The sequence below is a fragment of the Tichowtungia aerotolerans genome, from assembly GCF_009905215.1.
Classification (GTDB): Bacteria; Verrucomicrobiota; Kiritimatiellia; order Kiritimatiellales; family Tichowtungiaceae; genus Tichowtungia; species Tichowtungia aerotolerans.
On the sequence record NZ_CP047593.1, the window covers coordinates 837,301 to 858,083 of the forward strand.

Annotated in this window: 22 protein-coding genes and 1 tRNA gene; 11 read left to right on the forward strand and 12 right to left on the reverse strand. The window is 54.4% G+C overall.

Going from position 1 to position 20,783, the window contains the following annotated elements:
- Nucleotides 1-282 precede the first annotated feature (282 nt).
- Nucleotides 283-1,188, reverse strand: coding sequence for a 30S ribosomal protein S6--L-glutamate ligase (rimK, locus tag GT409_RS03560; RefSeq protein ID WP_160627005.1), 906 nt, complete (start codon nt 1,186-1,188; stop codon nt 283-285).
- 16 nt (nt 1,189-1,204) lie between these two features.
- Entirely contained in the window at nt 1,205-1,663 is a 459-nt protein-coding gene (locus GT409_RS03565) for an ATP-dependent zinc protease family protein (RefSeq protein WP_233231602.1), read from the reverse strand.
- Between the two features lie 123 nt (nt 1,664-1,786).
- Between GT409_RS03565 and GT409_RS03570 the strand changes: the two genes are divergently transcribed.
- From GT409_RS03570 to GT409_RS03585, 4 genes are read left to right on the forward strand one after another with little or no spacing between them, the layout of a single operon-like run.
- A complete protein-coding gene (locus tag GT409_RS03570; protein ID WP_160627007.1) occupies nt 1,787-2,857 on the forward strand; it encodes a M42 family metallopeptidase in 1,071 nt (356 codons plus the stop codon).
- A 2-nt stretch (nt 2,858-2,859) separates the two neighbouring features.
- Nucleotides 2,860-3,456 (forward strand): tRNA (guanosine(46)-N7)-methyltransferase TrmB, encoded by a 597-nt coding sequence (gene trmB / locus GT409_RS03575; RefSeq protein WP_160627009.1) that lies wholly within the window; start codon nt 2,860-2,862, stop codon nt 3,454-3,456.
- A 4-nt stretch (nt 3,457-3,460) separates the two neighbouring features.
- On the forward strand, nt 3,461-4,351 hold the full coding sequence (locus GT409_RS03580) for a DMT family transporter (RefSeq protein ID WP_160627011.1): 891 nt from the start codon (nt 3,461-3,463) through the stop codon (nt 4,349-4,351).
- Nucleotides 4,344-4,727 carry a DUF3859 domain-containing protein gene (locus GT409_RS03585; protein WP_160627013.1) on the forward strand — a complete coding sequence of 128 codons (384 nt, stop codon included), beginning with the start codon at nt 4,344-4,346 and terminating at the stop codon, nt 4,725-4,727. Before GT409_RS03580 ends, GT409_RS03585 begins: the two co-directional genes overlap by 8 nt.
- Nucleotides 4,728-4,783: 56 nt before the next feature.
- On the opposite strand, the gene GT409_RS03590 is transcribed toward GT409_RS03585, so the two are convergent.
- The 6 genes from GT409_RS03590 to GT409_RS03615 all read right to left on the reverse strand — a co-directional run bounded on the left by GT409_RS03590 (nt 4,784) and on the right by GT409_RS03615 (nt 9,447).
- Complete coding sequence (locus GT409_RS03590) at nt 4,784-5,563, reverse strand: sulfite exporter TauE/SafE family protein (protein WP_160627015.1); 780 nt, start codon at nt 5,561-5,563, stop codon at nt 4,784-4,786.
- 394 nt (nt 5,564-5,957) lie between these two features.
- Nucleotides 5,958-6,302 (reverse strand): hypothetical protein, encoded by a 345-nt coding sequence (locus tag GT409_RS03595; RefSeq protein ID WP_160627017.1) that lies wholly within the window; start codon nt 6,300-6,302, stop codon nt 5,958-5,960.
- A gap of 24 nt (nt 6,303-6,326) precedes the next feature.
- The gene (locus GT409_RS03600) at nt 6,327-6,623 is read right to left on the reverse strand and encodes a hypothetical protein (RefSeq protein ID WP_160627019.1); all 297 of its coding nucleotides are present in this window, start codon (nt 6,621-6,623) and stop codon (nt 6,327-6,329) included.
- Between the two features lie 270 nt (nt 6,624-6,893).
- Nucleotides 6,894-7,703, reverse strand: coding sequence for a hypothetical protein (locus tag GT409_RS03605; RefSeq protein WP_160627021.1), 810 nt, complete (start codon nt 7,701-7,703; stop codon nt 6,894-6,896).
- The gene (locus GT409_RS03610) at nt 7,693-8,802 is read right to left on the reverse strand and encodes a hypothetical protein (RefSeq protein ID WP_160627023.1); all 1,110 of its coding nucleotides are present in this window, start codon (nt 8,800-8,802) and stop codon (nt 7,693-7,695) included. The genes GT409_RS03605 and GT409_RS03610 overlap by 11 nt, the downstream gene beginning before the upstream one ends.
- 570 nt (nt 8,803-9,372) lie before the next feature.
- A tRNA-Arg gene (locus GT409_RS03615) sits at nt 9,373-9,447 on the reverse strand.
- Between the two features lie 158 nt (nt 9,448-9,605).
- Here GT409_RS03615 and GT409_RS03620 point away from each other — a divergent pair.
- From GT409_RS03620 to GT409_RS03640, 5 genes are all read left to right on the forward strand, one after another.
- Nucleotides 9,606-10,622: an NTP transferase domain-containing protein gene (locus GT409_RS03620; RefSeq protein ID WP_160627025.1), complete on the forward strand. Its 1,017-nt coding sequence runs from the start codon at nt 9,606-9,608 to the stop codon at nt 10,620-10,622.
- The gene (locus GT409_RS03625; protein ID WP_160627027.1) at nt 10,619-11,491 is read left to right on the forward strand and encodes a VIT1/CCC1 transporter family protein; all 873 of its coding nucleotides are present in this window, start codon (nt 10,619-10,621) and stop codon (nt 11,489-11,491) included. Before GT409_RS03620 ends, GT409_RS03625 begins: the two co-directional genes overlap by 4 nt.
- A gap of 79 nt (nt 11,492-11,570) precedes the next feature.
- Nucleotides 11,571-12,041 carry a phage regulatory CII family protein gene (locus GT409_RS03630; RefSeq protein ID WP_160627029.1) on the forward strand — a complete coding sequence of 157 codons (471 nt, stop codon included), beginning with the start codon at nt 11,571-11,573 and terminating at the stop codon, nt 12,039-12,041.
- A gap of 14 nt (nt 12,042-12,055) precedes the next feature.
- Nucleotides 12,056-12,502: an NfeD family protein gene (locus GT409_RS03635; RefSeq protein ID WP_160627031.1), complete on the forward strand. Its 447-nt coding sequence runs from the start codon at nt 12,056-12,058 to the stop codon at nt 12,500-12,502.
- Between the two features lie 11 nt (nt 12,503-12,513).
- On the forward strand, nt 12,514-13,443 hold the full coding sequence (locus GT409_RS03640) for an SPFH domain-containing protein (RefSeq protein ID WP_160627033.1): 930 nt from the start codon (nt 12,514-12,516) through the stop codon (nt 13,441-13,443).
- A gap of 77 nt (nt 13,444-13,520) precedes the next feature.
- Here the strand turns inward: GT409_RS03640 and GT409_RS03645 are convergent, their stop codons facing one another.
- The gene (locus tag GT409_RS03645; RefSeq protein WP_160627035.1) at nt 13,521-15,521 is read right to left on the reverse strand and encodes a M48 family metallopeptidase; all 2,001 of its coding nucleotides are present in this window, start codon (nt 15,519-15,521) and stop codon (nt 13,521-13,523) included.
- Between the two features lie 17 nt (nt 15,522-15,538).
- Nucleotides 15,539-16,141 carry a LemA family protein gene (locus GT409_RS03650; protein ID WP_160627036.1) on the reverse strand — a complete coding sequence of 201 codons (603 nt, stop codon included), beginning with the start codon at nt 16,139-16,141 and terminating at the stop codon, nt 15,539-15,541.
- A gap of 219 nt (nt 16,142-16,360) precedes the next feature.
- On the opposite strand from GT409_RS03650, the gene GT409_RS03655 reads away from it, so the two are divergent.
- On the forward strand, nt 16,361-16,726 hold the full coding sequence (locus tag GT409_RS03655) for a cupin domain-containing protein (RefSeq protein WP_160627038.1): 366 nt from the start codon (nt 16,361-16,363) through the stop codon (nt 16,724-16,726).
- A 1-nt stretch (nt 16,727) separates the two neighbouring features.
- On the opposite strand, the gene GT409_RS03660 is transcribed toward GT409_RS03655, so the two are convergent.
- Nucleotides 16,728-17,051: an FMN-binding protein gene (locus GT409_RS03660; protein WP_160627041.1), complete on the reverse strand. Its 324-nt coding sequence runs from the start codon at nt 17,049-17,051 to the stop codon at nt 16,728-16,730.
- A 102-nt stretch (nt 17,052-17,153) separates the two neighbouring features.
- Nucleotides 17,154-18,833 carry a dihydroxy-acid dehydratase gene (gene ilvD, locus GT409_RS03665; RefSeq protein WP_160627043.1) on the reverse strand — a complete coding sequence of 560 codons (1,680 nt, stop codon included), beginning with the start codon at nt 18,831-18,833 and terminating at the stop codon, nt 17,154-17,156.
- Between the two features lie 104 nt (nt 18,834-18,937).
- Here ilvD and GT409_RS03670 point away from each other — a divergent pair, with 104 nt between their 5' ends.
- The gene (locus GT409_RS03670; protein WP_160627045.1) at nt 18,938-20,695 is read left to right on the forward strand and encodes a TonB-dependent receptor domain-containing protein; all 1,758 of its coding nucleotides are present in this window, start codon (nt 18,938-18,940) and stop codon (nt 20,693-20,695) included.
- Nucleotides 20,696-20,783: the final 88 nt, after the last annotated feature.

Below are 20,783 nucleotides of genomic sequence, written 5' to 3' on the forward strand. Positions count from 1 at the left end.
TTGCACGACGTCCGTTGGCAGATCATTCCGAAGCGCAATAAAACGTTGCCCCCCCGATTACGGCACAAACAAAAACTTCATCAAACTGAAGATCTTCGCCCGCTTCACAGACCATCGCACAGACATCGCGCTTCGGAACGAAGCTCGGGAGGTGCCGGTGAGCAGAGGCGCATCCAGCACAATCGGAACACGAAAAGGCCTCCAGTTCAGGATCCCCGGAAAAAGCGGCGCAAACCGGCAGAAGCCTCTTGCCCGCTCATGAGACAGGCAGGCAAAACTGCGTCAGCCATGACCTTTAGTCTTTGTCCTGCCTTCTTTTGCATTTTTCTCGAGGTATTCGATGATCTGACCGGCGACGTCTTTGCCCGTCACAGTCTCGATGCCCTCAAGCCCCGGACTTGAATTGACTTCCATCACCACCGGCCCATGGTTGGAACGAAGCAGATCGACCCCGGCAACGCTCAACCCCATGATTTTTGCGGCACGCACGGCCGTCGAGCGTTCTTCCGGAGTAATTTTAATCAGCTTCGCATTCCCTCCGCGATGCAGGTTGGAACGAAATTCTCCCGGAGCTGCCTTGCGCTCCATCGAAGCGACAATCTTCCCGCCGATGACAAAACAGCGGATATCCGCGCCGCCCGCTTCCTTGATGTATTCCTGAACCAGGATATTGGCTTTCAGCCCCATGAAGGCTTCGATCACGCTTTCTGCCGCCTTCTGCGTTTCAGCCAGCACCACACCAATCCCCTGCGTTCCTTCGAGCAGCTTCACAACCAGCGGTGCACCGCCGACCATTTTGATCATATCCTTGATGTCGTCCGGCTTGCTGGCAAATCCGGTGATCGGCAGGCCGATTCCTTTGCGGGATAACAGCTGCATTGAACGAAGTTTGTCGCGCGAACGGGTAATGGCGACGGATTCGTTGAGCGGATAAACGCCCATCATCTCGAACTGGCGCAGCACGGCGGCGCCGTAAAATGTAACCGAGGCACCAATGCGCGGAATAACCGCATCGAAGCCTTCGAGCGGCTCCCCCTTGTAATGAATGGTCGGCTTATGCGCGGCAATGTTCATGTAAGCCCGCAGCGCGTCAATCACCTGGATTTCGTGCCCCCGCCTTTTCGCCTCCTCAACCAGACGGCGGGTGGAATAAAGTTTATGATTTCTTGAAAGCAGTGCAATTTTCATTTCTTCATCTCCGGCCTCAGACAAGCCCGTACATTCTCCGGGCCTTCTTCCGCCCGGTTAAATAGGAAGCAACAGGATCAACCAACACCTTTTCCTCCATCGCTCGCCGGCCCAGAAGCATCCGGAAGCGCATCGTATCGCGGTTGGTCAGCGACATCTCGATCGGCCAGCTCTTATCCCCTATTGAAACCGTTGTCTCAATAATATAACGCAACTCCCTGTGCCCGCCGGAATCGCTCACAACCCGTTCGTCTTTCACCGGAGCGACACACTCACAAACCACCTGCTCATTGCGCTGCAGAGGGTGAACCCGGAAGCGGACGCAGTCGACCCCGTTCTGAGAAAACGGCTCGACGCCAAATGTATGCAGCGCAGAGGTTTTGGCCCCTGTGTCCACCTTGGCTTTGATCGCCGGGATTCCGAGTTCCGGCAGCGCGCACCACTCCCGCCAGCCCAATGTCATCTGCTCATTCATAATTTTGAGGCGGGAAGCTACACCCTTTTCCGGTATTTTCCAACCATTGGAAAGCGATACTTGTCGAGGCTTGCTTATTTTCCAAACCTTGGAAAAATGGGAATTTCAACAGGAGGAAACCTTATGAACAAAACATCCAAACAATTTCTCGAAAATATGATCAACGCCATCAGCCCGTCCGGTTATGAAAACTGCGCCGCAGCGGTCTGGAAAAGTTACGCTGAAAAATACGCCGACACCGTGGAAACCGACGTGCACGGCAACTCGCACGCCGTGTTTAACAAAGGCGGGAAAGTCAAAGTGATGTTTGCCGGCCACTACGACGAAATTGGCTTCCTGATCTCCAACATCGACGACAAAGGGTTCCTGTGGATCGCTCCGATCGGCGGATGGGATCCGCAGATCGCACAGGGACAGCGCGTCCACATTATCGGCAACGGCGGCAAGACCGTCAGCGGCGTGGTTGGAAAAATCGCCATCCACCTGCAGGAGCCGGAACAGCGCAAAAAGGTTTCCGAAATCAAAGACCTGTGGGTCGATATCGGAGCCAAAGACAAAAAAGACGCCGAAAAGCTGGTCAGCATCGGCGACCCGCTGGTGATTCAGTACGGCTTCGAGGAACTGCTCAACGACCGCGCGGTCGGCCGCGCCTTTGACGACCGTGCCGGAGCCTTCGCCATTCTGGAAGCCGGCCGCCTGCTCGCCAAAGAAACCACACAGTGTGAGGTGCATGTGGTTGCCACGGTCCAGGAGGAAATCGGCCTGCGCGGCGCACGCACCGCCGCCTTCGGCATCGAGCCGGATATCGGCATCGCTGTCGACGTCACCTTCGCCACCGACCATCCAAACATTGGAAGTGTGGTCAATCAGGAAGGCCTCGTCAAAATCGATGGCGGCCCGGTCGTTACCCGCGGCCCGAACATCAACCCGAAACTGTTCGACCTGATCGTCAAAACCGCTCAAACTGAAAAGATTCCGGTGCAGATTGTCGCCGAAGCGCGCGGCACCGGCACCGACGCCAACGCCATCCAGCTCAATCGCGCCGGCGTTGCCACTGCACTCGTCAGCATTCCGCTGCGCCACATGCACAGCCCCTGCGAGCTGATCAGTCTGAAAGATCTGGAAGCCGTCTCCAAACTGCTGGCGGCAGTCGTCAAAAAAATCACCCCGCGCACCAACTTTATTCCGTTTTAATCATGATTGACCTGCCTGAAAACACGCTGCGGGTTCATCCGGATGAATTCCTGAAAGCGACCGACTTCCGCGATTATTTTGACCATCCCGAGCACCCGTTCCACATCGATCTTGGATGTGGGATGGGGCGTTTTCTTCTGGCGCGCTCCGGCAAATTCCCGGAGACCAACTTTCTCGGAATCGACCGCCTGCTCAAGCGGATCAAAAAAATTGATAAAAAAGCACAGCGACTCGGGCGCGAAAACATCCGGTTGTTCCGGGTGGACGGATACTACGCCACTACATTTCTGATCGCTCCGCAAAGCGTAGACGCCTATTACGTTTTCTATCCCGATCCGTGGCCCAAAGAAAAACATCACCACAACCGGCTCTTCAACGAACCGTTTATGGATGCCGTTGCCCGAACACTCAAACCCGGTGGAATCATCCACACCGCCAGCGACCACCTGCCCTATTTTGAAGAGATCTATGCTCTGCTCAAAAACGATGATCGCTTTGAGGAAACCGACACGTTCTATCCGTCCGAGGACGAAGTGACCGACTTCGAACTGATCTTCGCCCACAAAATTCCGGGCCGGGCATCTTTTGCGCGGAAGTAACCCGATGATCCACAACACCTCCATCCGCACCAATGTGCTGGCTGCCGTTGCGTGCCTGCTGTGGGCAACTCCGTTCGTGTTCGTAAAAATCACGCTGGAGCATCTGCCGCCGCTGACGATTGCCGGGCTGCGCTTTCTGCTGGCCGGACTGATCCAGCTGCCCTTTTGCAGGAAATCACCGTTTCACCTGCTGAAGACCGCACCGAAAACGGTCGTATTGGTGAGTCTGTTCCAGACCATCCTGCTCTACGCCGGATTCTTTTACGCACTGACGCTGGTACGCGGCGCTCAGGCCGCGATCATCGTCGGCTCCGGTCCGCTCATCAGCGCTGTTGCGGCTCATCTCACCATGCACGACGACAAACTGAACCGCCGAACGCTGCAAAGTATTGCGCTGGGCGGGGCCGGACTGATCATCATCAGCCTTGCCTCCAAACCCTGGAACCCGGTCGGCATCCGGGAATTTTCCGGAATGCTGATTCTATTCGGCAGTTCCGTGGTTTCTGCCGCGGGCAACATCGTCGTAGCAAAAAAGAGAGGCGCCCTGTCGGCGATCGAACTCAACAGCATGCAGATGCTGCTGGGCGGAGCCGTACTGCTGATCTGGGCGCTTCCGTTCGAAGGGGTCCCCAATCTGATTCTGCCGATCCGTTTTTACGGAGCACTGCTCTGGCTGGCCTTCGTTTCCGCAGCCGGCTTCGGAATCTGGTTTCACCTGCTCAGTCGCGAAAAAGTCTCCAAACTCAATATCTGGAAATTCCTGGTCCCGCTGGCCGGCGCAACGCTCAGCTGGATCCTCATTCCCGGCGAGCACCCCGATCTGCCGACTCTCGCCGGCATGGTGCTGATTATTTTCGGCATCATCCACTCTCAACGGATCCCCGCCAATGGCTAAGCAAAAACCGGACGTAAAAATTGAGAGCTGCGGGCTCTACACGCCGCTCAAAAAAGGGGGCAAAGAGCTGCCGAAACTGATTCGTTTTACGGATGAGATCCCCTGTGAGCTCGGCGTGGAATTCGGCTACATCCTGCACATTAAAAAAGCGCGCGGGATGAAGCTGACCTTTCAGATTGACCATCCGCCCTTCTTCCGCGACGGCGAAATCGATCCGCCGTTTACCGGCGAAGAATACGTGCGTTCCAATGATTGGAAATTTTTCCTCGGCGACACCACCTGGGAGCCGATTGAAGATAAAGCCGGACCGTGGCGCATCCGCAGCTGGCTCAATGGCGATCTCATCGCAGACCGAACACTCATGCTGGTCCGTTAAATTTCCAGACTTTGGAAAAGCGGCCGACATAAAAATCCGGCCGCACGATTCATTGATTATTTGTCGGCAAAAATCTGCCACCACACCTTGACCGTGCTGGCAAAAACAATAGCCAGCAGGAGGTGGCGAACCGTGGTTGGCTTCAACGCTTTGCTGCACTTCGCTCCCAGTTGAGCCGCTGGAATCGACCCGAGAATCAGCGGAACGATCATGACCAACCCGACCTGCGCCGAGGCAAGTTTCCCGATAGAGCCGGTCAGTGCGCCAAGGAACACGATCCCAAGGCTGGTTCCCACGGTCACTTTCAAAGGAACCCGCAGAACCGTCACCATCAGAGGAATCAGAATAAAACCGCCGCCGGCACCAACCGCACCGGACATAAACCCAACAAAAGCTCCAATCAGCAAAGACGGGATCAGGCGAAACTTAAACTCTTCAACGGGCTCACCGGGTTCTTCATTCTTTTCCTTTTTCAGCAGAAGCATCAGAAAAGCAACCAGAACCAAAAATCCAAAGAAAATCAGAAGTGTCCGGTTTTCCAAGTATTTAGAAAAATACGCGCCGCTCAGCGCGCACAGCCCCATCGGAATCCCGACGCTCAGCAGAACCCTTCCGTTCACAAAATTATTCTTTTTGTGAATGATCATTCCTGAAATCGACGAAACGAGCACCTGAACCATCGAAAGGCCGGCCACCTCTTTCATCGTCAGCTCTCCGGCACCGACCAAAGGCGGAACCGTCAGCATCAGCGGAATCATAATCACGGCGCCGCCAACCCCCAGCAAGCCGGACAAAAACCCACCGCACAGCCCCAAAATAAATAATGTCACTATCATCAATCTACCCAATCCGGTTAAAATAAACGGGAAAGACGTTACCCGAACACGTCCAGGGTTTGGAACCTTTTCCGCATTTTTTTGAAAACGGGCCCTTCTGAGTCACTTTTTTTGCAGCCATCGCCCGGAGCAACATCAAACCATCGGTTCAACTCCAGCCTTCTGCTGAGTCCGCTAGAAAGTAAATGCGGTTGATTGTACAAGTGATTGTCCGTTTCAGCCCGGTTTTTTTGTGGAATGATTCCTTCCATGCACGAAACAGGGTCATATTCCACCGCCGCATCTTCAACAATTACGTTCGGCAACCTTGCGCCTGAAAAACCGCGGAACGGATTCTCAACGATGATTTGTGAACTCTGAGAACCAACTACCGCATTGGTGCCGTGGTCGAGAATCAGGCAAAGGCCCCGCTCCTCGTCTTCTCGGAAACCTTTACCAAAATCACGCCATGCACTGGAATTTCAGCAAAAAAGTCATCGGAAGCCTCTCCGACATCCACCTGCCTCCAAAGATCCCGAACAACATGCCGTCCTTTTTTCCCAATATCTGAAAGACGCAATATCGCCATCTGCGATGTTTCAGAACGGTTAAACAATCCGACAGCAGAGGAACCGTCCGCCAGCTGCTCGCAAAAACCAACCTCTCCATGCAGGAAATCGCCGAAGTCTGCGATTACACCTACCTCGGCAACGTCTTCAAACGCGAAACCGGCATCTCCCCCGGAAAATATCCGAACCAAAACATGTCGAGAACATCTGCTTCTCTATAACCTCTGTTTCAGCAAAAGCCAATGCGGGTCGACATTGAGCGCCATTTGCCTGATTAGATGCCCCATCATTTGTATCTGCAGTTCGGCGGCTTCCGCCCGGTGCCACAGGTTGCTCTGCGGCTTCGGATCTTTCTGAAGGTCGTACAGTTCGCTCCGCGTTTCCGGCCCGTGGCATCTGATCCGAATCGTATCGGCTCGCAGTGCGCACTGGGTTTCAATCAGAACCGAATCCCGCAGCACTGTGTCCGGATCGCTCCCCCCGGCGAATGCGACAAGATGAAGCGGAAACACGATAGGACTCTGACTTTGTGCTTTTTTGTGTTTTGCATGGCAGAAACATCTGCGCGCCCCCCGCGGTTAAAACTCTCTCCCGTCTATAGACAAGCTGATCCTGATCATCCTGTAATCCGATCAGAACCTTTCCAACCATTGGAAAATCCGTATTCATCCGCGTTATCTGCGGTCAAAAGCGCCGGATGGAGTTCCCCAGCCTGCATGTTCTGCACCTCAGCGCCTTTGGAAGAAAGACTCTTCCGGCTCAGAAAAAACATCCGCTGGGGATCACTCGCTGGGGAATCGCTGGAACCAGGGAATGCGCGGCGGCTCCAGTTTTTCAAATTTGCTGTTGAAGTGGCGGCTTTCGATCGAGCCGGGATGCTCCTTATAGAACCGGCGCAGGCTTTCGATGCTGTACGACAGATTATCGGTCACCCAGTCCAGTTTGAAATCGCACTCCGAAGCAATCAGATTCCCTTTTGCATCGGAGATGGCGACAATAACGCCGCAATAGGTTTTGCCGCGCTCCACCGCCGATGGAACCAGAATCCATGAAGCCCGGTATGCGTTAAATGATATATCCGGAACGGAAAATTCGTATTGCGATCTTTTTTCATCAGGCAATGTGAAAACAGTGCGGCTGTAGTTCATCAGAACAAGCTGATTGTCATCTGCAACCAGCCGCTCCCGGCCCAGGACAAACAGTTCGGCAGTCAGTTCACCGACATACGGAAGCCTGCTTTTCTTTTCGATCGAGATGTTAAATGTATACAGGATGGTGTCATCATCTTCACGGGACCATTCGGTTCTGCCAAGCTGATGGGTGGTGTAATCGGTGTCCACCTCAACAACCGGAGGAACACGGTATTTGAGATAATTCAGATCGGCCAATGTCAGATCTTCAAAATGAATCAGGATGCTGTCTGATCGGGCATCCCGGACAAGCACTCCGCCCAGCAGCTCCCGGCTGTAGGTCGCTTCGACCTGCTTGTCCGTTCCATCGGCCCAGATTCTGGATTCCAACGCAAACAGCTGCCCCGCAGCCAGACAAACGGCCGCCAGAATCCAACTCCAGAATGATCGGTTAATACACATTGAACATCAACTCACTGTCAAGATCCTGATCGCCGGGGATCGTCAGATATTTAATTTCGTCTTTTAGGTGCGCGGGAATTTCCGCTGTTTTAAAAACAGGAAGGATCGGGCCGCCATCACGGTTCCGCGGATAAATCTCCCCCCTTTTCTGAATGCGCAGAGTTGCCTGCGTATCCGCTCCGTTGTGATCGCCAATAATCACCTCCATCTCCACCGGCTGATTGGCTTTCAGTTCAAACCAGTCGCCGACAGCCATGGAGAGCTTCCCGGTGAAATATTCAAGGTTCTCTCTGGCAGAAGAGCGCCAGCCTGTATAGATATCCGCAACCGCCGGAAGGCCCAGAAATGCCACTTCTCTGCCGTCTACTTTGACAGCCAGCACGTGATTGCCGCGTCCCCAGAAACGAAACTGGCCGTCTTCGTGGGCCATCATCCGCCCTTTATAATGAACAATCCACTGTGCCGTATTCAGATTATCAGGAATTCCAAAACTCCGGGGGACATGTTCAAATCCAATGGTCGGAATAAAGATAAACGTGGTGTAAAGTTTCTGCGGCCAGCGGTAGTAGGCACTGAGCGAGAGCGGGTTCCAGCCGGAATCAAAAAACTGACGCAGAATATAAGGATATGATCCCATCGTAACGCTGTTTCTCTTTCCGGTGCGATCCAGCGAAAGCGCATAAAAGGTGCCTTCGAAATCATTGCCGACCGACACCGTGCTTTTGCCGCCCAGCAAACTGACTTCCGAAGGATCCGGTATCAGCTCAAAGCCTCCGACTCCACCACCCAGCCCTTCTGTCATAGAGATGGTGTCCGGCAACTGAATTCCCGTCATGGACTGAACACTCTTGGAAACAAACCGCCGGCTCGTCTTCGGCCGGGTCCGTTTCTTCACTTTCACCCGCGGCTTTTTGAGTTCCACTTTTTTGCGCTCTACAGGAGGAGGCGGTTCAAACCTCTTTTCCTGCTTTTGAATCACCGTGAAAACAACAAGCCCTCCGGCCGCAAACAGAAGCGCACAATGAATCAGCGCACTGACCAATACAGCACTAGGGACGCCTTTGATCAGCCCTCTTGTATGTTTTATGAGTCGTTTCATTGCCTGCTTCTTAATCGTCTCATTTTTTTTAATTGTAACACATTAATATCGTTCTGTCAGAAAAACTGTTATCCCTCCTTGGACACAATTTTCAGGGAGGTGGAGCTCTCGACGGTCAGGGGAAACGGCCGAAGCCAATATCGGAACCCGTGATGAGTCTGCACCGTTTCAGAACGCACGGTCCAAAATGCTGTCTGCCCGATCTCATCCCTGATTTTCCACACAACTTCATACTGTATCGAGTATTACAAGAATACGAATCCCCCCGCCACTGGACCGATATGCGTTAACGCGTAATTTCTTCTTCGGCGCGGGATCGCATAAAAACTGAATAAAGGAGCAGAAGGCCGCCATTCTGTGAACATCTCCGGCTCCCCCGAATAAACCTGTAAAATCCTGTCCACATCTTATGACAGGTCCCGAAAGCCGGCAAAATGCGTTGTGCGTCAATCTTATGGATTATTTGCGACCACCAGTATATGATTTCAGGCTCTCCCAGATTTATCCTTTCTGGAGACAAATCATCGTCCCTTGCCCGGACTCTGTTGAAGATAAATCCAAAAAGCCAAATGGTGCACCCGCCGGGAGTCGAACCCAGATCTACGGCTTCGGAGGCCGCTATTCTATCCATTGAACTACGGGTGCGATAAAAGGAAGAAGGTAACGCTTCCCGCTCCGCAGGGAAACCAGAAAAATCAAAAAACAAACCTTTCGCCGCAATCCCGCTCAAGTTGTTTCCAAACATTGGAAAACTCTTGCCGGGCTGAACACGACTGTTTACCCTCGACCCGACGGAGAAACTCATGGACGGACAGAAAAAAGTCAATGCGGTTGTTCTGGCCGGTGATCGGCGCGCCAGCATTCAGGTTAAAAATGATAACAAAGCATTCCTGCTGCTGAAAAACACACCTTTGCTGATTCACATTCTGCGCGCTTTCAAACAAGCGCGGTTTGTACACGACATCACCGTGATCGGTCCGGCCGAGCGTATCCGTGAAATCATCGGGCAGTACGCCGATACCCTGGAAGGTCCCGGGAAAATTCGCGTGATTGAGCAGCGGCAGAACATGATTGAAAACTTCAAGGCGGCTTATGTCGACTCACTCGGCCTGCCGCAAAGCACTGCGTTTGAAACCCTGTCCGGATCAGAGCACGCCGATACACCTGTGCTGGCTTCTCCGTGCGACATTCCCCTGCTCACCTCGTGGGAAATCGACGAGTTCCTCATGCAAAGCAACATGCACGACTACGACTACTCCATCGGAATCACCTCGGAAAAGGTGCTGAGGTATTATCATCCATCCGGCAACAAGCCGGGCATCCGGATGATCTACTTCCATGTTCGCGAGGACCTGATGCGCCAGAACAACCTGCATCTGGCCCGCCCGCTCAAACTGAAGCATCTGGACTACATCGAAAAAATGTATGAATGGCGCTACCAGACCCATCTGCTCAATGTGCTGCGCATGATGTCCGCACTGCTGCTGTTCAGCTGGCGGTTTCTGGCGGCCATCAAGGTGTTCACATTTCTGCAGATCTCACTCTACTACGACCGCCACGGCCATCCGCGACTGGCCGACCGCCTGCGCATGCACGCTCCTCTGCATGCACTGCCCGAAGGAATCGGCCGGATCATCGGCGCACGCACGCAGGTCGTCTACACCCATCTCGGCGGCGCGGCCCTTGACGTCGACCACGATGAAAACCTGGAGGCGATGGAAGCCATGTATGACGACTGGATGGAGCACCAAAGCGCCCTGCGTCAAAAGCGTTTTCCAAGGGTTGGAAAAAGTGAAGCCGCCGCTATACTGCGGGTATGAACATCTCTGAATCCGACAAACGGCAGTTCCGCTCCTTCCAGCGCGACGAAATCACCGAATACCATATTTACCGACGGCTGGCTCAGAAAACGAAGAATGAGGCCAATCGACGGATTCTGCTTCAGATCGCCGAGGACGAACTGCGCCATTACAACGAATGGAAGACCGTTACGGAAACCGACGTCCGCCCTAATTCTTCCAAGGTTCGGAAATATGCATGGATCACCCGGCTTCTCGGGCTCACATTCGGCGTAAAGCTGATGGAGGCCGGCGAAGCGGGCGCACAGCAAAACTACAGCGAATATGAAGCCGTTTTCGCCCCGGCGGGCCAAATGGCCGCCGAAGAAAACGACCACGAGCAGGAGCTGATCAACCTGCTCGATGAAGAACGCCTGCAGTACACCGGCTCCGTCGTGCTCGGTCTCAACGACGCGCTGGTGGAACTGACCGGTGCGCTGGCCGGCCTGACGCTGGCTCTGCGCGATACCGGCCTGATCGCCCTCACCGGCTCAATCACCGGAATTGCGGCCGCGTTCTCGATGGCCGCGTCGGAATATCTTTCGACGAAATCAGAGGATACCGAAAAACATCCGGCCAAAGCCTCGGTCTACACCGGCGTCGCGTATATTTTCACGGTCATCATCCTGATTATCCCCTACCTGATCTTCCAGAACTATTTTGTCTGCCTCGGCGTGACTCTGGCACTCGGCATCGGAATTATCGCCGCATTCAACTATTACATCTCGGTTGCCAAGGATCTCAATTTCCGCAAACGGTTCATCGAAATGACCGGGCTCAGCCTCGGCGTGGCCGCCATCAGCTTCCTCATCGGATTCCTGCTGCGCCACTTTACAGGCATCGAAATCTGATGTTCAGTCCCGCCAACGTTACAAACAACAATGCTTTTTGTAATCGAAGCCTGAAATTCTCTTTGATAACTTCCAAGGAATGAAAAAATCCCATGAAGTTCTCAAGAGCGCAATCACTCCATGCGGAGCCAAAGCCGTTGCTGCAGAGATGGGACTCTCGCAATCGATGATTTATAAATGGTGCCAGCCGTCGGGAAACCCGGACTGTTCCGGAAGCGAGAATCCGCTCGACCGGCTGTTGGAAATCTGCAGACTCACCGGCGACGACTCGGCAATCAACTGGCTCTGCCAGCAGACCGACAGCTTTCGCGTCAAAAACCCGGCGGCAGAAGCTGCAACCGACATTAAGCAGTCCGTTTTGGGAAACACGCAGGTCATCCTGAAAGAATTCTCAGAAATGCTCGAAGCGGTCACCGAAAGCTATGCGAACGGCCAGCGGATCGACCTGAAAGAATCCGAGAGGGTCCGCAAGGAATGGGACGAACTGAAGTCAATAGCAGAGCAGTTTGTCTGTGCCTGTGAACAGGGACTGTTTGATCACAGTAATTAAAAAAGGAGACTGTTATGTTTAATGCCGCATTCTGGTGGGCCATCGCAGGCCTTGCACTCATGATCAGTGAGTTTGCAGTTCCCGGACTGATTTTGTTTTTCTTCGGAATCGGGGCTCTGGCAACCGCCCTGCTGACATGGCTTTTTCCGTTAAGCATGGAATGGCAGATCACCGTTTTCATTATCATCTCGCTGGCATCATTGTTCGGACTCCGGCGCTTGCTGAAACCCGTTTTCATGGGACGCACTTCCGGAGAACCGGAACAATCCGGAGAACTGAGCCAGCTGGTTGGCTCACACGGAGAAGTAACCGTAAAGATCGAACCCGGAAAAACCGGACGGATCCTTCTGAACGGCGCCACATGGAAAGCCGTTTCCAACGATCCGGTCTCTGCCGGAACAACGGTTGAGGTAACAGAACAGCACAACCTGACTCTCACTGTTAAACCAATAACGCAATAAAGGAGAAAAATATGTCAGCAAGCATCATCATACTGATCGTGATTGCCGTTTTTGCAATCGTCGCCATCTTCAAAACAATGCAGATCGTGCCGCAGCGGCAGGCCTACATCATTGAACGCCTCGGCAAATATCATAAAACACTCGAAGCCGGACTGCACATCCTCATTCCGTTCATCGACAAAGTGGCCTACAGACACAGCCTCAAAGAGCAGGCCGTCGACGTGCCGCCGCAGATGTGCATCACCCGCGATAACATCTCCGTGGAAGTGGACGGCATCCTTTACATGCAGGTCATGGACCCGAAAAGCGCCTCCTACGGCATCAACAACTACGGTTTCGCCTCTTCCCAGCTTGCGCAAACCACCATGCGTTCCGTGATCGGAAAACTCGACCTCGACAAAACCTTCGAGGAACGCGACTCCATCAACGGCATCATTGTGGAAGCCGTCGACGCGGCGTCCGATCCGTGGGGCGTCAAAGTCACCCGCTACGAAGTCAAAAATATCACCCCGCCGCAGAGCATCAAAGACGCGATGGAAAAGCAGATGCGCGCCGAGCGCGAAAAACGCGCCCAGATCGCTGAGTCCGAAGGAGCCCGCCAGGCCGCCATCAATGAAGCCGACGGTCAAAAACAGGCGGCGATCGCCCGCTCCGAAGGGGAAAAGCTGAAACGCATCAACGAGGCCGAAGGCCGCGCCGCCGAGATCCGGGCCGTTGCAGTCGCGACCGCCGAAGGAATCACAAAAATAGCCGAGGCTATTCAGTCCGAAGGCGGGTCCGACGCGGTCAACCTGCGCATTGCCGAACAGTACATCGGCGAATTCGGCAACCTGGCCAAGACCAACAACACCATGATCATCCCGACCAACCTCAGCGATGTCGCCGGACTCGTCGCCACCGCCAAAAGCGTTCTTACCCAGACCGGAAAAACCGAAAGCTGATTTCATTCGACTCCGCAAAAAAAGCCGCGCCGCCTGATGGGCGGGGCGGCTTTTTCCAATGTTTGGAAAAACCGGATTCAGGCAGAGGCGCCAAGGCTTGTCACGGCGAGCCACGGAGGAACGGGACAGCCAAGGCTGTCGGCAATTGCACGGAACAATTCAACTTCTTCCACGGTAATATCCCGGTCGCTCATCAAACAAACCAAAGCGGCGGCCAGCACCCATTTTTTAATATAGAAAGAGGCTCCAGCCAGCTTGTCGAGCGACTGATCGAGCTGTTCCCATCCGCACTGAGAACCGGGCTGAAGCATAAAAACCGCACGCGCATCCGGAATCTTTTCCGATGCTTTTTCAAATGCGACGGAGGCGGTTTCGTTGAGACGGGCCAGCACAGACAACACACAGGAAACTTCGTTCTGCACTCCGCAAAAGGCATAAATGCCCGCCGCCCGCTGGCGGTTTGCACGCCCCCCGAACAGCGGATCCAGATTACAGATCAACACCCGCTGAAGCGCATACTCAAACACACTGACCTGCTCGTCGGCATCAATCAGCGGACGCAGGTTGGCCCGAAACGGCAGATACTGCCCTTTTGAAAGCTGGCGCAAAGCCGGAACCGCCAGATCAAAAATCGGAAGCTTCATTTCCGGCGCCAACGTTTTCAAATGCGGCAGGATTTTTTTGAGCTCCTCAATCACTCCGGCATCCGCCTTTGATTGGATAATCTCCATCTGCCGGGGCCGAACCGACTCATCCGAATCGATCAGCAACAGATAGATCACCGCGCGGCACCCATATGGATCCCGGGCCAGTTCTTTCAGATCTTCCGGAATCGCATCCAGCAGCTTTTCCGCATGAATCACATGCTCCTGGAGCGGAGCGCCGATTGTCGCCATCAGCGCGTCCGGATTCTGCCTAGGAGCTGTTCCGGATGTGTTTTTGCGGCGGCGCGCGGCCTGCTGCAGAACCGCTCCGGTCACCGCCAGATCCGCCGGGCGCGTCAGCGCATCCGCAAACGAGTGCGGCGGCTTTTTCAAGGCCGGAGCGCCCTCCTTTATTTCCAGCTGTTTATACAGCGATTCCAGCGTGACCCGTTCAAAGGTTCCATTGAACTCCGGCTGCAGCCAACGAACACGATCCGCCAGAGGAGGATGGGTTGCCAGGGATGATGCGCGAAGTGCATTACCGAAAAACATGTGGCTGACTCCCGCCGCCTGCGGAGCAAGGATTCGCGATCCGCCGGTCAGCCCTCCGATTTTCTTGAGCGCCCCGGCCAGCCCTTCCGGGTTGCGGGTAAACTGAACAGCAGCGGCATCCGCCAGAAACTCCCGCTGCCGGGAAATGGCACTCTGGATCAGTTTCCCAAAAAACAAGCCAATAGAGCCGACCACAAACAAGGCGCCTGCCACCAGATACACATACAGCGATCCCCGCCCCCGCACTCTCATTTCAAAAATCGATCGTCCTGCCAGCACGATCAGCAGCAAACCGTGAAGGCCGCCCATCAGATGAAGATTCAAACGCATATCGCCATTGAGAATATGACTGAACTCATGCGCGATAACACCCTGAAGTTCTTCACGGGTCAGGCCGACCAATGTGCCGTAGGTCACCGCCACCACCGCGTCCTTCGGCGTATACCCCGCGGCAAACGCATTGATGCCCTTTTCTCTGTAAAGCACATACACCGACGGCACACTCGTCCCCGAAGCAATCGCCATCTCCTCAACCACATTCAGAAGCCGGCGCTCATAGAACTCATCAGCATTGGGCGGCAGTCGACGTCCACCCAGCAGTTCGGCGACCCGGCTGCCGCCCCGACGCAAATCGATGACTTTATAAATCGACCCGGCCAGAATCACCAGCAACGTCACACCCGCAGTGATCAGGAACAGATTCAGGTTCCACCAGTCGAAAGCATCCAGCGGCTTATGCGTGTTTTTCAGCCAGAGCAAAAACCATAGAAGCATCGCCACCAGATATACCATGGCGGCCGTGCCGATAATCGCTCCAATAAAATACACCAGCAGAACTGAAGTCCGCCGCCGCGACTTTTCCTGACGATCAAAAAAGTCCATTTCACAGCCCGAAGCTTTTAAGAAAAGCTGACTTTCGGCGCTTCCTTCTGCGACTCATCGGTCACTTCAAAAAGAACTGCAGCAGTAAAGTTGAACATGCCCGCAATAATCACAGTCGGGAAGACTTCGCGGGCTGTGTTGTAGAGAGTAACCGCATCATTGTATGCCTGACGGGCAAACGAAATTCGGTTTTCTGTAGAAGTCAGTTCCTCGGTCAGCTGCATCATATTCTGATTCGCTTTCAGATCCGGATACGACTCGGATAAAGCAAACAGGCGCCCCAGAGCACCACTGAGAGCCCCTTCCGCACCAACCAGACCTTCCATCGCTCCTCCGTCCGCCGGATTCTGAGCCGCCGCCTTGCCTGCGGCCATTGCCATGTTGCGCGCCTGAATCACCGCTTCAAGCGTTGCGCGTTCGTGCTGCATATACCCTTTGGCGGTCTCCACCAGATTCGGAATCAGGTCATATCGGCGCTTCAACTGCACATCAATCTGAGAAAATGCGTTTTTAAACCGATTGCGCAGCACAACCAGTTTATTGTAAGCGGCGACCACCGCAACAATCACCAAAACAATCAGCCCCAACAAAATCAACAATACAATCGCCGCTCCACTCATCTTCTACTCCTTATTTGCATCATCCTACCCCTGCAGCACAGCAGTCCGCAGAATAGAAAATCATCTTAACGGCAAGGCAGGATCCTGACAATTACACAAACTTCCAATGTTTGTAATCCCTGCATGCACAACAACCTGCTCTTTTCCAAACCTTGGAAAATGTCAAAGCTGTCATACGATGACTTCCAATGATTGAAAAAATGAGTTAGATCGATTGCAATGAAACCTGAAACCAGAACATTTGACCCCTCCAGGGAATTCGAAACGGAAGAGCGCTGCTTCATCACCGAACTGCTCAACGACGAATCCAGCCCGGAGCTTTCGATTGCCCGCGCGCGCGTCGCGCCGGGCGTAACGACCGCCTGGCACAAACTGACAGATACGAATGAACGCTATCTGATTGTGTCCGGAACCGGCCGCATGGAAATGGAAGCAACAGACGCTGCGGATGTCTCTGCAGGCGACACGATCTGCATCCCGGCAACCGTTCCTCAACGGATTACCAACACAGGAACGAATGACCTGATCTTCTTCGCCGTCTGCACTCCGCGCTTCCGTCCGGAAAACTACATCGGACTTGAATAAATTACTGCGCCTTCTTCAACGCATCTTTCACAGCTGCTTTGACGGCATCCGCGGTATACGTCGCACCGCTTACTGCATCCACCTCAACACTGTTTGCCTCAACCATCCGTTTACACAGCTTTCTCAGTGCGCCGGGCCTTCCGTCTTTGCAAAGGGTCACTTCCACCTCGGCAATGCTGTTTTTCTTCACGGTTACTACCACCTGAACCGGGCCGTTGTTTCCGCCGGCGGTTCCGGTATAAATGCCGTCCTTCAGCTCAACGGCAAAAGACGCCGCAACCGCCAAACACAACGTCAGAAAAACATAGAGTTTCGTTTTCATCATCGGCGAATGTACCCCTTCCGCTTATTTCATCCAAACCCTGGAAAAAGAAAACGGCGGTTTTCCAATGTCTGGAAAACCGCCGCTTCTCAAGCCCGTCTGTTTTTACGCACGGGGCAGTTTGAGCACGGCACCGGATGAGGCGTTGGTGGCCATGGCGGCGTAGCGGGCAAGCCAGCCGGTGGTGTAGCGCGGCACGGGTTTTTGCCAGGTTTTGCGCCGCTCGGCGAGCTCGGCGTCGGACAGGTCCACGCGCAGAACACGGTTGGGAATATCGATTTCAATGATGTCGCCTTCTTTGAGGAGACCGATCGGTCCGCCTTCGGCGGCTTCGGGAGAAATGTGGCCGATGCAGGCTCCGTGTGTTCCGCCGCTAAAGCGGCCGTCGGTAATGAGCGCGACTTTATCGCCGAGATCCTGTCCCATGATGTAGGAAGTCGGCGCGAGCATTTCCTGCATGCCGGGACCGCCTTTGGGACCTTCGTAACGGATGACAACCACATCGCCTGCCTTGACCTTTCCGGCGAGGATGCCTTCGCAGGCATCTTCCTGCGACTCAAAGATAACGGCGGGCCCTTTGTGGACGAGCATCTTCGGGTCGACGCCGGCGGTTTTCACGACTGCACCTTCGGCGGCAAGATTCCCCGTAAGGATGGAAAGCCCGCCCTCTTTGCTGTAGGGGTTGTCAATTTTGTGGATACAGGCTTCGTCTTTGGTTTCCGCTCCGGCGATATTTTCGCCGAGGGTTTTCCCGGTGACGGTCGGACACTCCAGCTTAAGGGCGCCGTCGATCTTACTGATTTCCGCGAGGATGGCGCTGATGCCGCCGGCATCACGGACGTCTTCGATATGGTAGCTCGATGACGGGGAAACTTTGCAGATGTTCGGCGTGGTTTTTGAGAGCTGGTTGATGCGCTCGAGGTCGTAACCGATTCCGGCTTCGTTGGCAACCGCAAGCGTATGCAGCACGGTGTTGGTGGAGCCACCCATCGCCATATCGAGCACGAATGCGTTGTCGACCGAGGCTTCGGTGATGACATCGCGCGGCTTCGGCCCGTTAGCCAGCGCCATTTCAACGGCCCGTTTTGCCGCGGCCTTCCACAACTCGAGACGGGCTTCTTCGGTAGCCAGCAGCGTACCGTTGCCCGGCAGCGCCATTCCGATGGCTTCGCACAGGCAGTTCATGGAATTGGCGGTAAACATCCCGGAACACGATCCGGCACTCGGGCAGGCTTTGCATTCCAGCTCGTTGAGCTCCTCTTCGGTGATCTTTCCCGCTTTGAGCTGTGCAACACCTTCGAAAACACTAATGAGGTCGATGACCGTACCGTCGGCTTTGCGGCCGGCAGCCATCGGTCCGCCGCTGGCAAAAATGGTCGGGATATTGGTGCGAACGGCGCCCATCAGCATGCCGGGAACAATCTTGTCGCAGTTGGGGATGCAGATCATGGCATCAAAAGCGTGCGCGCGGACCATTGTTTCAACGCTGTCAGCAATGAGCTCGCGGCTCGGCAGGGAGTATTTCATGCCGGAGTGGCCCATGGCGATTCCGTCGCAAACCCCGATGACGTTGAATTCGCGCGGCGTTCCGCCCGCTTCGCGGATGGCGTCGCAGACAATCCGGCCGACCTGATTGAGATGTACGTGACCGGGAATGACTTCATTAAAGGAGTTGCAGACGGCAATGAACGGCTTCTGGATGTCCTCATCGGTCAATCCGGTGGCATGCATCAGACTGCGGTGCGGCGCGCGTTCTATTCCTTTTTTTACAATATCGCTGTTCATGACGATCCTTTCTATTTCACTAAAATGATTGATTGCCTCGGGTTTTCCGGTACGGTCTCCCGGCTCAATTTCGAAATGCAGACTTTACGTCCTGAGGGAACATTATGAAAAACATTTCTGTGACAACTCTATCGGTGATTCTGGCAGCACTTTGGGCATCAGCAACTGAAACGAACTCCACTCCGGTCATTACTGTAACCGCTTCCGCCCAGACTGCCGACAGCGCAGCCATCCATGACGTCCTGAAAGCCGAGCCGGGCGTATTGCTCAACTCGCGTGGAGGATCTCAAAACGACCTGTCGATACGTGGCTCCTCGTTCAGCGGCGCCGGACTCTCTCTGGGCGGCATGACGCTGCACAACCCGCAGACGGAGCATTTTAACGCCGAACTGCCGGTTCCGGCCGCAATGCTTTCGCGCCCTTCGGTCCGGACCGGTCTCGGCAACCAGGGCGGCCATCTGGTCGGCACAGTCGGCTTCGACCTTCTTCCAATGTCTGGAACAAAACAGTTCGAAGCCGGTTTCGGCACGGATCACCGCGACTGGCAGAGCCTGCTGGTGCAGCAAATGGTTTCCGAAACACTCGGAGTCGGCTTTTTTGCCGGACGCGAATCAGCGTCAGGCGTCGACTATCCCGACAACGATTATGACCGCGAGTACATCGGCGGCCACATGCAGTTCCATAAAGACGACACCCAGGTAGACCTTCTGATTTCCCATCAGGAAAAAGATTTCGGCGCGCGCGGATACTACGGAGTTCCGGACAACCGAGCCGCCAATGAACTGACCGAGGAAAATATGGTCCTACTCAGCGCCATGCGTGGAGATGTAAATGCGGATTATCTGCGCGGCGGTATTTCCTGGAGAGAGTTTTACGACGATTACTACATCCCCTCCTGGATGTACGAAAACCACCATCGTTCCCGCGTCAGCTCGGCCTTCTTCGATGGACGCACCATTGCAATCAACGGATTTGCCCTCGGCTGGCATAGCGATGTCAGCGAAGAGCGCACCGCCAGCACCGGCGTCGGCTGGAACCATCGCACCCGCGGCGGCATATCGCTTCTGCCGCAATGGAGCGGCGATCGTCTCAAACTGACCGCAGGCATGCGCGGTGAGTTTTTCACAGACATATCTCCCGAATATCTCCCGCAGCTCGGGGCGGAATACATGCTGTCCGACAACCTTACCACGTTTGCCTCCTATGCCGAATCCGTTCGACTGCCGTCCTACACAGAGTTGAACTACACCTCTCCGTCCAGCCTCGGAAACGCCGGTCTCGGGCCGCAAACATCCCAGCAAACCGAAATCGGATTTAAAGGTATTCCGTCCGAATCCATGGACTGGAAACTCTCCGCGTTCTACCGCCGCAGTAAAAACACCATCGACTGGCAAAAACTGGACGCAAACTCGACCCTGTGGAACGCCACAGATATCGGCTCACTGGATACCTTCGGCACCGAGGCCCGCCTCGGATGGTATCCCGCACAAAACCTCGAAATGCAGGTCGCCTACACATGGATCTATAAAGACAAAGATGCAGCCGACAGCGGAAATTATGCATCGCTCTACGCCCTGGACTACCCCGAGCATCTCGTTCAGGTTTCCGCACTTTGGAAACCGGTTGAACGGGTTGAACTGGGAACCGTCCAAACCTTCCGTTTTCAGGCAGATAACAACATCCGGGAACACGGAAGCGTTGGAACCGACAGCTCCTTTGTTGTGCGCTACACACCCCCAAAGGTTGATTTCGCCACAATCTCCCTGCTGGTTAACAACGCGTGGGATGACGATTTTCAGGTATTCCCGGGGCAGCGTTCCGCAGGACGTTACGCCGGCATATCCCTCGCGCTGAATTGGTAACCCACCAATTCATCTGAAAAACCCTGCAATATTTCCGGCTCGTTCTGCGTAATACGCTGCAAACAATACAGGACCGGAACAGTAATGT